Raw genomic sequence first — 14,283 nt, forward strand, 5'->3', positions numbered from 1 at the left:
CAGCCTCTCAAGCAGCGTCATGTGTCAGGAGGGCATCGACCGAGGCCGCGGTGATCAGCGTGCTGGCACCAATCTTGATGCGCTGGAGCGTCCCCTCGCCGATCAGCTTGTAAACGGTCGATTTGCCGATCCCGAGCATGGTGGTGACTTCATTCACTTTGTAGGTTTTGCGTTGCACTTCACGTTTCCTTGAAGATCGCCGACAAGCTCCTGAAATCAGGAGCGCACCTGGACGAATTGGGGTGTGGGTGTAGTTTATCACACGCAGTGTAGAGAGTCGATAGCGGATTGACACACGATGTGTGTGGATCAATGTCGGTTTATGGATGAAAGCGGCTCCAGATTGTCGGAAACGAAGGCCGCGCGCATGCTGGCGGCTGGCCTTAGACGCGTCAGCGAAGAGCGCGGATTGAGCCTGCGGCAGCTGGCCAAAATCCTAAATTACAAGCAAGCTGTGGTTCTCAGCCACATGTCGCTGGGCAGAGTTCCGATCCCAATCGATCGTGCGGAGGAACTGGCCGAGGTGCTCGGCCTCGACAAGGCGTCCTTTCTGCGGGCGGTGGTCGAGCAACGGCATCCCGAAGTTGACTGGGCGCTTTTGGGGACGAGCGTCGAACCCGAGCCTCAATCCTCGGGACTGGCTGAGGAGTTGCAGGCAATCATCGGTGGATCGTTGCAAGAGCTGACCAGCGGCCAACGCAGGGTTCTCCGTGAAGTGGCCCACGATGGGAGGGCTGAACGTCGATGGGCAACGGTTCAGGAACTGCCCACGCTGGAACTCATCCGGCAGTGGCGTCCGTCGTTCCGCGAAGCAGGACTTCCTGAAACCGACCGGCGCGCGCTGAAAGCGATGCTTGCCGGCTCTCATGATCCGCAGACTTAGACCAGCCGGCGTTTCGCGCGTTCCACTGCGTCGGTAACGTTGAACGGTGGCCACAAGAGCTGAGATGGGTCGTAGAGGTATCGTTCGCTTTCAAGCCGCTTGAGCTTGTCCGCAGCGCGCCAGATCATGGTTCGTAGCGAGTTCGGCTGACAGCCGTGCGCAAGGCCACGCGCAACGAGCCAGGCCAATATGCGCTTAGGCTTAGCCTTGCCCTTCCCAAACTGTTTCTCAAGCACCGTGCGCGCTACCCAAACGTCGGCCGAGAAATACAGCAACGCCGCACGATAGGCGTGGGTCATTAAATCCGGGTGGCGCCAGGTTCGGTGCTCTCGCTCCAGCCTATGATCCCGCTCTGCGAATACAAGACGGACGAACACCTCACCTGGTGGCTGCGGCGGCGGCACCTTCGGCCTTTTTCGTCGCTGGGCAGCCTTCTGCGCACGCCACTTGGACCTCCGGCGATCATCGGATGTGCTGTTACTCATGCTGCCTCACGTGAAGGGGTGGACACGAAAATGCAACGAAAGCCAACACGACATCTCGAAAAATGTGCCTAGTGGACCTCTTCGTTCAACGCTCAAGCTAAGGAGAACGAAGAATGAGCATTTCCAAGAACGCAGTGGCTGCAACGCAGCGTCCCGGCACACCCGCCGTCAAAATGATCAAGATCGATCAGATCGCCACGCCTGAGGGCGGTCGCGAATTCAGCAAGCGCGCAATCAAGGCGATGCTCGAATCCATGAAAAGTATCGGCCTTCTGACGCCTATCACCATCAGGTTCGACCAGCAGGACAGTCAGAATAAAGCTGCACGCCCGATCCTTGTCGCTGGCGTGTTGAGGCTCCAGGCAGCCAAGGAGCTTGGCTGGACCGAGATTGCATGCATCGTCGCTGTCGAAGAAGCGATCGACGTCGAGCTGCGGGCTATCGCCGAGAACCTCAATCGGAAGGTTTTGACCAAAAAGGATCGAGACGCTCACATCCGTCGATATGCTGACCTTCTCCACGAACGCGATCTTCAATACGGTCAGAATGTCCCGTTTGAGAGTAAGCGCGCTGATGGCAAGGGACATAAACCGCTGGGCTTGGCGGCCCGGATTGCCGTAGAAACGGGTTTGTCGAAGAAGACGATCGACCGCGCATTGAATGCAGACCAGCGCGCACCTGACGCAACCGACACTAACAACACGAAGTCCGATCCCGAGGCAGCCTTCAAACGCCTTCAGTCTGCATGGAGAAAGGCTGAAGCCGCTGCGCGCCAACAGTTTCTAAATTGGGCCAAGGAGCAGGTTGAGCATGTTGAGGCAAGCACCCAAGAAGCGCTGAGGACACCTGCCAGTGAGGCTCAGCAACTTGCTCAGACGGAGGGGGTGTAGAGTGCCCCATTCCTACGTCGATGATGTGCATCGCTTCGCTGGCCCGAAGCCCTTCCACGACAAACATGGGCAGCGCCGCAATCTGAGCCACGACGATGACTTCACCGCAGATCTGGTGAATACCGATGGTCAGGGAAATGTGATCAGCATGCCGCTGCTTAGAAGGAAGCCCTGCTTCGGACGGCCGGAGCGCTTCTACCGCGGTATGGCAGGCGGGAAGGTTTGGTCCAATGACGCTGGCGAGACCTGTCTCGCAGACACGCCATGCGACACCTGCTTTGAACATTCACCCGGCGTATTCGAGGCGTGCCTCAAGGTGGTGGATGAGCGGGTTTCGTCCTGCGCGCGTGTGAAGAACGCCATAGCGGAATGGATCGAAAACGGGGACGCGCGAGGCTATGTGGGTCGACGTCATTTTCTTGGCCCGCTGTGGCCGAAGGTTCGCGCGGCGATCATTGACTCCGGGGGCTGGAGCAACGTGAACGACGAGCAGGTCAAGCTCGCCGGATTGTGCCGCGCAGAGGAAAAGCGCAAGAAGCGTAACGAGAGTGAAAGGCGCAAGAGAGCCGCGAAGAAGGCAGCGAGAAGCATGTCGCAGCCCGTCGTTACTCAGGGCTATTTGCAAGCCCTTGAGGACGAATGTGAGCGCCGTGCCACGCAGCTCAGATCTCTTCGGGGACTGTCTACGAACTCCGCTACCGGCACGTTCTGGATCGATACCTTGTCCGACGCGGTCTGCGATCGCATTGCGCACGTCTGGGCAGAGCGGGAGCTGCTAACCAGGCTGGGCTACGCGCCGACGAAGACCGCCATCGCCAGAAACCTTATCGCCAAGGGGCCGGCCTACGCAGCGTGGGATGAGAAGTCGTTGGCGGCTCGGGTGGGCGAAGACATGAGCAAGCGGCTGGCCCGACTCGAAGATGATCGTGGAGGCACACCGTTTTGGCCGGCGTGGGTCTGAAAGGCGCCATGAGTAAGCCAACAACCCCTGTGAAGCGCCCCCTGTGGACTAGGCGTGGCTGAAGTTCGACACCCCCCCGGACCCCTTGTGAGAAGGGCATGCCTCGACAAACATATCCGGTCCACGCTTACTTGTTGACCAAGCAAGACACACGCCGGACCATTCTAGAAAATACAGGCGAGACGGGAGCGTGTCATAGCGGAGCGAGCAACGCGAGCGGAGCACAATGACACGCCCCGGCGTTGCCTGGTGCCGCCCCGCAGGGCGGCACCTGCTTAACCTCTGAGGGGCAAGGGGGAATGGCAAGCCCACCCCCGCGCAGTGCGCGGGGGTGAAGGGCACCTCCGGCGTGGCGGGCTTCGCTACGCTCGCCCGCTTTCACGCCGGAGATGCGCCTTCTCTTTGTAAGGCTCGGGACTACAGGTTGAATCTTGTTGCGGTGTTATTGAGCAGATTCCACGAAAAAAGTGACGTCGGAGTTTTCTGCCATTCACCAAGCGGTGAACTAAGGTTCTGTTTACCTGAGCCAATTTGCAATCTAGTGGAACCGCTTGAAGTTGAATCGATCAACCTTCAGCGATCCCATTGTGCCCACCGCGCTTCCCACCCGACCCCCGCTCGGGGTTCGCGTAGATCTTGTGCATCGACAACGATCACAAGGAAGACACCAATGCGATTTCATCTCTTCGAGTGCCAGGTCAAGCTCGCCACAGGCACGACCACCTGCCACATCATCGCCGCCTCGGAGGAGCATGCCGCCCTCCGCCTGCTCGATCACTACGAAGCTCTCGGAGTGAAGCTCGGATGGTATTCGATCCTGCGCGTCGATCACACGCTGCCGGAAGATCAGGGCGGTGGTCGGCACCTCGACGACATCCTCGAAAACGCACCGGCGGGTCTCGTCAGCCTTACCGACATCGGCTGGGTGGCGCACAGCGCGCCGGTTCACAAGCTCCGGCTCTACGCCTCGGAGGATCACCGCGGGGCGCCGATCTATGCGATTGCACCCAACGCCGGGGTCGCTTTGACCCTGATGGTGAACATGCAGCTGCCGAAAAGCAGCCACGTCCACGCCTTAAAGATCACCGACGTCACCGACAGCATCCCTGAGGATAGGCGCAAGAACCTCGACGAGGTGCTCACGGCGGGTCAAGCCGGGATCGCGGAGTGCGACGATGAGCACAACGGCTGGTGGGTCTGGTAAAGCACCGCCACGCCAGGAACCGCAGCGCTCGAAAGGTCAGACCAGTCCTTGGGGTTCATCCTCGCGGGCTAACTACAGAAACCTTGCCCTGAACTGATAAACCGGTTCGGGGCAAGGTTTGCGATCGTGGCTAAGGGCGTGTCGGTGTAGCTGCCACCGCTCGCGAGCGCCCCATGGGTTCCGGGGCCCGTAATTAGATGAAAGTCCAAATTCGACACAGTCGGCTCCACCCGGATGGTGCCGATCAGGCGGCGCAGGACGCGCTTCAGCCATCCATGGCCAGATGTAGGCACTGCGCGTGTCGCTCGTGCGATGTCGGGTGAGTGACCCACCAACTTGTCAGGCTAGCGCTTCACCATACTCGCCGAGGAGGCATCATAGCGATATTCAATGATCGTGCGGTCTTGGACGCGTTCTACCGCTTCCTGAATGATATGGAGTGGGACAAGAAACCACTCACGCGGTTTGACCATATGGCCGAACCTATCGGGGATCATCAGATTGAGCTGCGCGGCGGCGAAGACCTTGTGCAGAAGGCTTTCGAGCTTCTGGCAGTTCACACCGTAGACCTTGTAGGTGGCGACAACGTCGACCCCGGCCAAAAGGTAGGTCGAGCTCTTCTCGGCACCTGAAATGCGGGTCTCAACCGATCCGCCCGTGACACCTATCTTATGCACCACCTCGCGGTGCTCAGCTACGAACGGATGATCAGATTGGCTGCGCAGCACATAGATCGTTCCCGTCTCGGCTTCGCCGTTTTCGGGCCGATCGGCAAACAGCGGGCCAGGAGCCGGATCCGTAATTCTGCGCCCGGCGTTATCATCGTGGAGCTGGCGCTGGAGCGAACGCATCAACATGCCGCTCTCCGTCCCGTTGTCGAAGATCACGCGCAATCGCGCGTCGGTGCGTCCTTGCGCGTTCGTGAAGATGTCGTCCATCTCGGCGACGTAGGTGATCAGCCCACCAACGATAAAAAACGCGCCTGGCCGGATTTCCGCTTTCAGCTCGAATGGTCGCGTCACGCGCGCTCCGGAGGCCAGCTCCTGCTTCACCTGCTCGAACAGCGGCTTGAACTTCTCGAAGTCGTTGCACTTGTCGCGCCGGGCGATTTCCTCGGCTGCACGTTTTTCTTCGACAGAGCGGACGTGACGCAATTGCGTGATGTCGCCCTCGCCGCCCAAGTCCGCGAGTTCCGATGCCAGCTCATCGAGATCGGGATCAGCCTCCACGAACGACGAAACATCAGGCTCGGTAAGGAGCCCATGCCGATCCATGTCCGACAGCAGCGCACGGCAGTCCTCTTGGGCGCGAAGCCGATCCAGCCGAACAGCATAAAGCCGCTCAAAAATGTCACGGTCCTCACCATGCTGCGGCGCTCGACCATGTTCCGCGTAGAAGCGGACGATGTCCTCGAAACCCGCAATGATCCGCTCTTCGCGGGCCGTGTAGGTTGTCTGCTTCTTCTTGCCAGGGGCGAAGTCAGCCAGCTCGTCAGCCAGATCGTCCAGGTTCAGATCACTCATAGCGGCCCTCTTCGCGGAAGCGCATAAAGGCTGCGGCACCTTCCGCAAGCCGCTGCTCCCATGCATCGGGGGACGTGACCGCGGGCAGACGGCCCCGCTCCTTCTTGAACTTAACCGCCGCTGCCGCGAGTTCCTTAGCTTCTTCGGGGCTGATCTTTGTGCGTTTGGCGGCGATCGCAGCCTGCACCTGCTTAAGCGTGCTCTCGCTCATCGACTTTGCGAGCACGGCGTAGGCGGCCTGCCATGGGTTGATGCTGTCGATCAGGTCGATGTCGAGCTCGCGGACGTCCATCGCGTATTGCCGGACACCATCCAGCAAGGCTGTATTCGCCCGCAGCTCGCCGCCACCAACATCGGCCGCATCCATGGCCAACGACTTAGCCTTCTGGGTCAAGTTCAGTGCGGCGATTGCGTGCTGGCGCACCGCTTCCTGATCCTCGGCGCTGAGATCGGGGTAACGGTCGCGGACGATCGCGCCCATGGCAACCTGGGTGAGTTCTTGCGCAGGAGTCTCTTCGTCGAACATTCCTCGCTCGGCGACCGACTTCTTCTGAACGAAAGCCGCGATGACCTCGTTCAGGTCCTCCTCACAGATCCGCGCGGCCTCGGAGGACTTCGGTGTGACGAGCCCAGCGATCTCGAAGTGATACTGGCCACGCTCCTCATTTACGCCGACATTCGCCTTGCCTTCCTGGTAGCCATCAGGGCCGTAGTCAAAATCAGGGAGCGGCCCGGCGCTCTTGGGGCTGAAAGTGAACCGAGGCGCCAGCACCTGTTCCATCAGCAGGCTTGCCGCGATCGCCTTGAGCGTATCGTTGATCGCATCGGCCACCGCCGCCTCGGACGCATCGGGTTCAGCGATGAGGTTGGTGAAGGTAGCGGTCGTCTTCCCCGGTGCATCGCGGGTCGCGCGGCCAATGATCTGGATGATCTCGGTCAGGCTCGATCGGTAGCCGACCGTCAACGCGTGTTCGCACCAGATCCAGTCAAAACCTTCCTTCGCCATGCCGAGCGCAATGATGATGTCGACGTGATCGCGGTCGTTCTTGTGCGCAGGGTCTTTCAGCGCCGCCAGCACCTTCGATCTGCGCGCCGGATCGCTGTCATCCACCAGATCGGCGATCTTCAGCACGCGGCCATCCGGCATGGCCACAAGCTCGAAGCCGGTCACTGGGTCTGCATCAGTCCACTTGCCGAGGTAGTGGAGGATCTCGTTGACCTCGCTGACCTTGTCCTTCGTGCTCTCACGCGCATTGACCGAGGGGATGTGCACGATCGTCTTCAAAGTCGGATCGAGGCAGTGCTCAATCGCCTCCAGATACCGGCCGGTGTAGAAGAAGTAGCCGATGTTGAGCGCCTTGAGATGCTCGTAGCCGTTGAGCTGCTCGTAGTAGGTGTAGGTGACCGGCTCGAACTTTGCCTCGTCCTCGGGGGTCAGCACCGGGACGGCATCCCCGCGGAAATAGCTGCCGGTCATCGCCACGATGTGCACCTTGTCGCGGGCGATAAACTCGGCGAGCTGGTTGCCGAGGCGGTTGTCCTCGCTGGCCGAAACGTGGTGGAACTCGTCCACAGCGATAAGGCGATCGTCGAACGCCTCCACGCCGAACCGCTCCACGGCGAAGCGGAAAGTGGCGTGGGTGCAGACCAGCACCTGATCCTCGCTCTCGATGAACTGGCCGACCGCCTTGATCTTGGACGGATCTGCCTTCTCGTCATCCGCGCCGGGCGTGTTGCACAGGTTCCACTTCGGCTTGACCGACCAGTCCGCCCAGAAGCCGTATTGCGTGAGCGGCTCGTCGCCGAAGCTACTACCGATCGACTTTTCCGGCACCACGATGACTGCCTGACGCAGCCCCTGATTTTGCAGCTTGTCGAGCGCGATGAACATCAGCGCCCGGCTCTTGCCCGAGGCTGGCGGCGACTTGATCAGCAGGTATTGCTCGCCGCGCTTGTTGTAGGCGCGCTCCTGCATCGGACGCATGCCCATCTCATTGGCGTTCGTCGACGCGCCTGTGCGGGCGGTCTGGAATGAGACGGCGGGGATAGGCTTCGCGGTTGTCATCAATCAGACCTTGTATTGGGCAAGGAGGGTTTGCGCCCACCGGGGCGGCTTCTTCCAATGGCGTGTCCCGACGTCCCGCCACAGCGCCGCATCGGCATTCATTACACCAAGCGCCAGAACGGCCTCCACAATTTCGTCGTGCGGATACAGGTAGCAGGCATCGTCCGCGAGAAAAGCGATGTGGATACCGCGCCCCAGATACTTCTTGTCGATCGTGAACCGTGCCTTCAGCTGCACCTTGAAGAACGTGTTTCCATCGATGTGCCCGGCTATGAAATCCGCGCCCTGCCAATCATCGGATAGCCTGATGCTGTTGAAGCCATAATCGGCGAGACGCGCTGCCACCTTGTGGAAGTTGTAATTCTCTTTTTGACGGGAGTTGAGCGCGGCATAGTCGATCCGCTTGAGGAAGCTCACACTTCGACCCTCTCGTCGTCGAGGCGCGGGATGCGATTACCTATGATCACTTGCCAGCCTCGTGCTTCGCGACAAACGCTTCGATGCTGCCGTAGGTCTCCTTCACGCGAGTCTGCACCTTGCGCATCATGTCGGAGCCGCGCTCAGGCCAGTCGTGCTTTTCGAACATGCCTGTGAATCCGCCATAGTGGCGGGCGGCGATGTCGCTGATGGCTTTGGCGTCCCAGCCGGGCGTCTTGCTCATTCCTATCGCTCCACCTGAGGCCACGGCTCGAATTTCAATCCTGCGCCGTGGTAATACTTCTTCTCGAGATGTGCGAGATCGGTCTCCCAGTCGTCGATCGCCATTTCGAAACCAGTTGGGTTCGCCCGCGCCCGGAGCGAGGCATTGCTTGCAATGACGTTGGCGACCTTGCGTAGGCGTGTGGCGCTCATAGGATTGCCATACTCATCACCAAAGGTTTTCTTGACGATCGGAGGCAAGTTCATCTCCATAAAATCATTCAGGAATCTCTTTCTAACAGGTTCCGTCCACCCATCAGCACGCCCCTTCTGAACGACCGTGTAGCCAAACATTTTCATCGCGGAGTATTTCCGGAAGTTACCGCCGAATGGCCCGCCATTTGTCGCGGCAGGTGGTTCGTTGATAACCGGCCAGGTCCATTCAACCAGTTTAGCAGAAGGTGCGGGAGGTATTAAGGCAGGTTCAGCCTCAAGGCAGCGGAAAGGATTTGGCATGCCCCAAAAGTCATATGAGTCGTCGGCATAATGTTGTGCGATCGTGCCCATACAGCGCACGATGAGCGCATGGGCTTGATCGTCATCCTCAACGGCACGGCTTGCAATGTTTTCGGCCAGATCGTCGAGGAACGAGATGGTTTGCTGTTCTATACTTTCGTCAAAAAAAGATCGTGCCTCAGCAATTGCAATCTTCAGGTCCTTTAGCCTTCGTTGCGCGTAGAACGGCTTCGTCATGCCCCCTCCCGTTACTTTTTCCCTGTCATCTTGGTGTAGAGCTCGAACAGCTTTTCGAGGCGTTCGGTGTCGTTCTTGAAGCGGCGGCCGATGTAGATGCGTTCGAGGGTCTCGTCGTTTGCCTCGTGGGCGCGGCGGAGGTTTTCGGGCATGGCTTCGGGATCGTAGAGATCGGCGATGGTGGCGGGGAAGTGCGCCTCGCGCGCGAGCAGGATGTTCTCGGCGCAAGCCGTGAGGTCGGCCTTGTTCTGCTCGGTCAGCTTGGGGAGCGGGAAGGTGTTCCAGCCGAGGGTTGCCGAATAGCGGATGCGGGTTTCAAGCTTTCCGCAGACCGTCGCCACCCAGACGTGATGCATTAAACTTGAAGCGATTGCGAAGTCAGCGAGTGTTCCCCCCAATATCTGCATGTGAGGGGCTATGACCAGATCGGATTCATCTAACAAGCCAACGGTCAAATAGGGGCGGCGTTCAGACATAATCTGCGGTATAAAGAGCTTCCGCGCCTGTGCGTGGCGTCGCTCAGCAAATAGCCAGGGCGTCGACGCCAGTTTCCTTGTTGCCTCTCTATTGCTGTCCGACCGATAACACTTCACGCGCTCAAACACTGGCGAAAGGCGGTCGAGTTGAGCCTCGGTGAGGGACGCACGGTCATCGATGTAGATGGCCGCTCGAAAAATGCCCTTCACAAACTCATTCCCCCCTACCGATCGGTGCAAGATAGATTCGTTCTCGGGATGAGAGCTTCGAAGTTCGTGATAATCTGAGAACGACAGCGTGAAGTTATTGTCATCATTAGACATACTTCCGTAGGTCATCTCAGCGAGACCCGAAATAGGACTGCTTTTCTTGCTCACGACGATGTCTGGCATTGCTACCAAATATGGCCCGATGTTGGCGACCGACCTCATACTCGTGTCATTGTAGATTCGACGATCACCTGAGCGTGAATGCGGTTTCATGCCAACAATGCAGCAAGCCACACCGGCGTTATTCGCTGCTTGATTAGACCACTTGAAAGTCTCGTGGCACCACGAGATGCAGAGACGATATTTGCGAAGCAGAGCATGGAAAAGTTCAGCCTGCTCGCCTTGGAACAGGCTTGTGGTCGTAACCAGAGCCGACTCCGCTGCTTCGTCAGCCAGCAGATAATGCGCTGACTTTAGAAACCATCCTCCCACATAGTCGAGGTTGCCAAACTTTAGGCTGAGCGGCGCAAACAGATCACTCAGGTCTGACTTTTGTTGTTTGGTTTGGTATTTTGTCCCAATGTAAGGCGGGTTCCCGCACAAATACGTTTCCCCCCCAGCATTCTCGAAGTCGATCTCAGACTGGTCGAGCGGCGTCTCGAACAAGTCATCCCCGCGCACCTTCGCTCCCGTGCCAGTCGGCGGGCAGATGCTCAGCCAGTCCAGACGCAGCGCGTTCCCGCAGGTGATCCAGTTCTGGCTGTCGAGCGGCAGGAACTCTGCCAGCGCCTCCTTCTGCCCGCGATAGAGCACGTCGCACTGGTATTCGGCGATGATAAGCGCAAGTCGGGCGATCTCGGCCGGGAAATCTCGCAGCTCGATGCCGCGGAAGTTGGTGAGCGGGATCTCGCTGCGGCGATCTGGCTCGCCGCGCCGCGTGTTGAGCTCGGCCTCGATCTTGCGCATTTGCTTGTAGGCAATCACGAGGAAGTTGCCGCTGCCGCAGGCCGGATCGAACACCCGGATCTTGGCCATGCGGCTGCGCAGGTTGAGCAGCTTGCGCGCGTTGTCGCCTGCCTCCTCCAGCTTGGCGCGCAGGTCGTCGAGGAACAGCGGGTTCAGCACCTTCAGGATGTTCGGCACGCTGGTGTAATGCATGCCGAGCGCGCCGCGCTCCTCGTCATCGGCGACGGCCTGGATCATCGAGCCGAAGATGTCGGGGTTGATCTTGGTCCAGTCGAGATTGCCGATGTGGATGAGGTATCCGCGCGCGGTGCGGCTGAAGCGGGGGACATCGATATTGCCGCTGAAGAGCTGGCCGTTGACGTAGGGAAAGCCGTTCGCCCAGGTCTTGATGCCTGCCGCCGTGCGATCGGCCAGCGGCGTGTTCATGGCGCGGAACAACTCCTGGATCACCTCATGGGTGTTGTCCGCCCCGCCGCTGCTCATCCGCTCGACCGTCTCGGTGAACTTGTGGCCGGAGTGGAAGATGTCGGTATCCTCGGCGAAGAAGCAGAAGATCAGCCGGGCCATGAAGTGGTTCATGTCGGAGCGGCGATCGGCGGAGGCCCACTCGGGGTTGTCCTGGAGAAGCGTGACGTAGAGCTTGTTGAGGCGCCCGGTGGCGCGGATGTCGAACGAGCTTTCGCGAATCTGCGCGACAGTGGTGATGCCGGCGAGCGGCAGGAAAAAGCCGAAGTGGTTGGCGAAATCGGGGTAGTCGCAAACGACCGTCTCGCCGGTGGTGACGTCCTCGGCCTCGAACCGGTCGCCATCGGTGGCGAGGATGAAACGAGCCTTCTGGCTGGCGGTCTTGGGGCTGTTGCGAAGCGCGGTGAGTGTATCGCCGACGGTGCCCGTCGGGCATGTCGCGATGTGGATGTGACTGCGCTGGAGGACGGCGCCGGGAAGGTCGGACTGGTTCGTGTTGCCCTTGCGCAAGCGATCGAGCGCGGTCTTCTTGTTGCCAAAGGCTTCGAGGAACTGGAACGGGAACTCGACAGAATCGAAGGGCTGCTGCGCGAGGTCGGAGATGGCGTCGCCGATTTCTACGGGGTTCATGGGCTTTGGATACGGCCAGTGACAGAAGTCGCCAATAGGCTCACTTCAAAAACACACATCCTCATTGATATTTATCCATTTCCTGCTTTGGTGCGAGCATGAGCGGAACATGGTATAATGGATATAGCTGGAAGCAGCGGGACCTTATCCTCAAGGCGTATCATCGTGGGGAGGCTGGGCCCGACTTCACCTTGAAAGGCAAGCCTTGCGGGTTGTGCGGCGATCCTGATCGCCCCGAAGGCGAATGGCATTCGGAAGACTACTCGCAGCCATTCACCTTTGAGCCGCCACAAACATATCCGTTGTGCAAGTCATGTCATCTGCGCCTGCACAAGCGGTTCAACCAGCCTCCCGAAGAGTGGGAACTGTTCTGCCGCCATGTTGATGCAGGCGGATACGGACGCGAATTCGTGGCTACTTATCCGTTGGCCCGGCGTAAGATTTTGATGCACAAGCTCGCTGACGGAGAACCATTTGAGGTTCCGGCGATCCGCGAGCGCAAGCTTGGTGATCAATGGTGGCGCAGTCTGACGCTTGACCCAGAATCGCTCCAAGCACCGTGGGCACGGCCTCGCCCGCTCCGTCCGCGACCAGACAAATTTGCTTTCAAGCAGGCTTTGTCGGCAATCGCTCCCTCAGAGAAAGAGGAGGCGATCTTGCGGCACCATGCTCAAGCTTATCGGCGCACAACGACTATGCGCGCAATTGCTGTTGAAGTCTTGGGATCACAGAGCGCTCAGACCGCGAATCTTGCCTATGGCAAGCTCGCTCGGCGATTAGTGGAAGCCACGGGGTGGAAGCCAGATGTCCGCTCAGACGGCAGTCCAATATGGATCAGCATAGTCGCAGAAGGTTGGTCTCCACCCGCCAAAAACGGCGCGCAACGTGAGTATGAGTTGGTCATGGTGCCCGAGCTTACCAAGCTGATCCTATCTGAGGCTCGCTGAGCAACTATCATCTAGTTGTTTCAGCTCCTTGCATTTCGAAGGCGGCGGTCCTCAGGTTAACCCATTTGCTCGAATGCAGCGCTGGACGAGTTCGTTTGAGTATACCCTCACGAGGCGTCTCACACCGTCCACGGAGTGTCTCATACGAGTTCGTCTCTGATTTTGAGACGCTATGCTGCGCTAACTCTAGACTCCATTGAGACATTGAGAACCAGCACATGAGCATCGTCGGATACGCGCGCGTCAGCAGCAGCTCCCAAAACCTCGACCTCCAGCTTGAGCAGCTCGCCGATGCGGGATGCGAAAAGGTCTTCTCGGAAAAGGTCACCGGCACGTCGCGCAATGACCGGCGAGCGCTCGCAGAGTGCCTCGACTGGGTGCGCGAGGGTGACATGCTGGTTGTCACGCGCCTCGATCGCCTTGCTCGATCTGGTCGCGACCTGCATGACATTCTAGCGCAGCTGTCAGCCAAGCAGGTAGGCTTCCGGTGCGTGCAGCAAGGTGCGGTCGATACTACCACCTCCATGGGCAAGCTCATCCTTGGCATTCTCGGAGCCGTCGCCGAGTTCGAGACCGACATCCGCAAAGAACGCCAGCGAGAGGGCATTGAGCGCGCTAAGGCGGCGGGCATCTACAAAGGGCGCAAACCTACCGTAGACGTCGAGCAGGTGCGTTCCCTCCGCGGTCAGGGACTTGGGGCAACCGAAATCGCAGCGAAGCTGGGGATCGCGCGAGCAAGCGTTTATCGAGCGCTGAAAGGTGTGCCGAGCTCCGTCGTGTAGTGTCTGCTTTGCAATTTCGAGAAGTCCAAGGAATTATCGCGACTTCGCACCCGGATGGTGCCGATCAGGCGGCATTTCAAAATGGCGCCCATCCACCGAGCATGAAACGTCCGCTTCCAGGTCGGTGACCGTGCATCGCTCATGGCGGGAAGTGGGTGGAAAACGGTCAATCGCTATTAAGCATTTTCGCTTCGCGTTTCGCCTTACGGCGTTCTGCCTCTCGTGACCTCTCACTGTCCCAAAACTTTCGCTGACGCCTCGCCCAGCGCCAGTTGACGAATGCGAACGGCCAAGGTGCCCAAAGGCTTAGAAAGACCAGCCAGCCTTCAACTCCTTCACGCAAAAGATATGGGCTACAGGGGTAGGCGAACAACATCGCAATCCTTGCCGATCGCCGTGCGCTG

General features: G+C 59.1%; 14 protein-coding genes. 6 read left to right on the top strand and 8 right to left on the bottom strand.

What is annotated here, in order from left to right; genetic code table 11:
* Positions 1-7: 7 nt before the first annotated feature.
* Complete coding sequence (locus OIK40_RS11945) at positions 8-178, bottom strand: helix-turn-helix domain-containing protein (protein ID WP_273678570.1); 171 nt, start codon at positions 176-178, stop codon at positions 8-10.
* A gap of 144 nt (positions 179-322) precedes the next feature.
* Between OIK40_RS11945 and OIK40_RS11950 the strand changes: the two genes are divergently transcribed.
* Positions 323-883, top strand: a complete 561-nt coding sequence (locus tag OIK40_RS11950) for a helix-turn-helix domain-containing protein (protein ID WP_273678571.1) — start codon at positions 323-325, stop codon at positions 881-883.
* On the opposite strand, the gene OIK40_RS11955 is transcribed toward OIK40_RS11950, so the two are convergent.
* Positions 880-1,182: a hypothetical protein gene (locus OIK40_RS11955; RefSeq protein ID WP_273678572.1), complete on the bottom strand. Its 303-nt coding sequence runs from the start codon at positions 1,180-1,182 to the stop codon at positions 880-882. The genes OIK40_RS11950 and OIK40_RS11955 overlap by 4 nt on opposite strands.
* 299 nt (positions 1,183-1,481) lie before the next feature.
* Between OIK40_RS11955 and OIK40_RS11960 the strand changes: the two genes are divergently transcribed.
* From OIK40_RS11960 to OIK40_RS11970, 3 genes are all read left to right on the top strand, one after another.
* Complete coding sequence (locus OIK40_RS11960; protein ID WP_273678573.1) at positions 1,482-2,258, top strand: ParB/RepB/Spo0J family partition protein; 777 nt, start codon at positions 1,482-1,484, stop codon at positions 2,256-2,258.
* 1 nt (position 2,259) lies between these two features.
* Positions 2,260-3,219, top strand: a complete 960-nt coding sequence (locus OIK40_RS11965) for a hypothetical protein (protein WP_273678574.1) — start codon at positions 2,260-2,262, stop codon at positions 3,217-3,219.
* Positions 3,220-3,889: 670 nt separating this feature from the next.
* Positions 3,890-4,423, top strand: coding sequence for a hypothetical protein (locus OIK40_RS11970; RefSeq protein ID WP_273678575.1), 534 nt, complete (start codon positions 3,890-3,892; stop codon positions 4,421-4,423).
* Positions 4,424-4,767: 344 nt separating this feature from the next.
* On the opposite strand, the gene OIK40_RS11975 is transcribed toward OIK40_RS11970, so the two are convergent.
* From OIK40_RS11975 to OIK40_RS12000, 6 genes are read right to left on the bottom strand one after another with little or no spacing between them, the layout of a single operon-like run.
* Positions 4,768-5,946, bottom strand: coding sequence for a GIY-YIG nuclease family protein (locus OIK40_RS11975; protein WP_273678576.1), 1,179 nt, complete (start codon positions 5,944-5,946; stop codon positions 4,768-4,770).
* Positions 5,939-8,011 (bottom strand): DEAD/DEAH box helicase, encoded by a 2,073-nt coding sequence (locus OIK40_RS11980; protein ID WP_273678577.1) that lies wholly within the window; start codon positions 8,009-8,011, stop codon positions 5,939-5,941. The genes OIK40_RS11975 and OIK40_RS11980 overlap by 8 nt, the downstream gene beginning before the upstream one ends.
* A gap of 3 nt (positions 8,012-8,014) precedes the next feature.
* A complete protein-coding gene (locus OIK40_RS11985; RefSeq protein ID WP_273678578.1) occupies positions 8,015-8,428 on the bottom strand; it encodes a hypothetical protein in 414 nt (137 codons plus the stop codon).
* A 46-nt stretch (positions 8,429-8,474) separates the two neighbouring features.
* Positions 8,475-8,672 (bottom strand): hypothetical protein, encoded by a 198-nt coding sequence (locus tag OIK40_RS11990; RefSeq protein WP_273678579.1) that lies wholly within the window; start codon positions 8,670-8,672, stop codon positions 8,475-8,477.
* Positions 8,673-8,674: 2 nt separating this feature from the next.
* Complete coding sequence (locus tag OIK40_RS11995; protein WP_273678580.1) at positions 8,675-9,403, bottom strand: hypothetical protein; 729 nt, start codon at positions 9,401-9,403, stop codon at positions 8,675-8,677.
* Between the two features lie 11 nt (positions 9,404-9,414).
* Positions 9,415-12,150, bottom strand: a complete 2,736-nt coding sequence (locus OIK40_RS12000) for a class I SAM-dependent DNA methyltransferase (RefSeq protein WP_273678581.1) — start codon at positions 12,148-12,150, stop codon at positions 9,415-9,417.
* 98 nt (positions 12,151-12,248) lie between these two features.
* Between OIK40_RS12000 and OIK40_RS12005 the strand changes: the two genes are divergently transcribed.
* Together OIK40_RS12005 and OIK40_RS12010 are read left to right on the top strand one after the other, a co-directional pair.
* Positions 12,249-13,097, top strand: coding sequence for a hypothetical protein (locus OIK40_RS12005; protein WP_273678582.1), 849 nt, complete (start codon positions 12,249-12,251; stop codon positions 13,095-13,097).
* A gap of 218 nt (positions 13,098-13,315) precedes the next feature.
* Positions 13,316-13,879: a recombinase family protein gene (locus OIK40_RS12010; protein WP_273678583.1), complete on the top strand. Its 564-nt coding sequence runs from the start codon at positions 13,316-13,318 to the stop codon at positions 13,877-13,879.
* Positions 13,880-14,283 lie beyond the last annotated feature (404 nt).

It is taken from the genome of Erythrobacter fulvus, assembly GCF_028595285.1.
GTDB lineage: Bacteria > Pseudomonadota > Alphaproteobacteria > Sphingomonadales > Sphingomonadaceae > Erythrobacter > Erythrobacter fulvus.

Excerpts from the sequence above, each read along its gene's own strand:
- OIK40_RS11950 (WP_273678571.1), top strand. The coding sequence starts at position 323 with ATGGATGAAAGCGGCTCCAGATTGTCGGAAACGAAGGCCGCGCGCATG.
- OIK40_RS11955 (WP_273678572.1), bottom strand. The coding sequence starts at position 1,182 with ATGACCCACGCCTATCGTGCGGCGTTGCTGTATTTCTCGGCCGACGTT.
- OIK40_RS11960 (WP_273678573.1), top strand. The coding sequence starts at position 1,482 with ATGAGCATTTCCAAGAACGCAGTGGCTGCAACGCAGCGTCCCGGCACA.
- OIK40_RS11970 (WP_273678575.1), top strand. The coding sequence starts at position 3,890 with ATGCGATTTCATCTCTTCGAGTGCCAGGTCAAGCTCGCCACAGGCACG.
- OIK40_RS11975 (WP_273678576.1), bottom strand. The coding sequence starts at position 5,946 with ATGAGTGATCTGAACCTGGACGATCTGGCTGACGAGCTGGCTGACTTC.
- OIK40_RS11980 (WP_273678577.1), bottom strand. The coding sequence starts at position 8,011 with ATGACAACCGCGAAGCCTATCCCCGCCGTCTCATTCCAGACCGCCCGC.
- OIK40_RS11990 (WP_273678579.1), bottom strand. The coding sequence starts at position 8,672 with ATGAGCAAGACGCCCGGCTGGGACGCCAAAGCCATCAGCGACATCGCC.
- OIK40_RS11995 (WP_273678580.1), bottom strand. The coding sequence starts at position 9,403 with ATGACGAAGCCGTTCTACGCGCAACGAAGGCTAAAGGACCTGAAGATT.
- OIK40_RS12000 (WP_273678581.1), bottom strand. The coding sequence starts at position 12,150 with ATGAACCCCGTAGAAATCGGCGACGCCATCTCCGACCTCGCGCAGCAG.
- OIK40_RS12005 (WP_273678582.1), top strand. The coding sequence starts at position 12,249 with ATGAGCGGAACATGGTATAATGGATATAGCTGGAAGCAGCGGGACCTT.
- OIK40_RS12010 (WP_273678583.1), top strand. The coding sequence starts at position 13,316 with ATGAGCATCGTCGGATACGCGCGCGTCAGCAGCAGCTCCCAAAACCTC.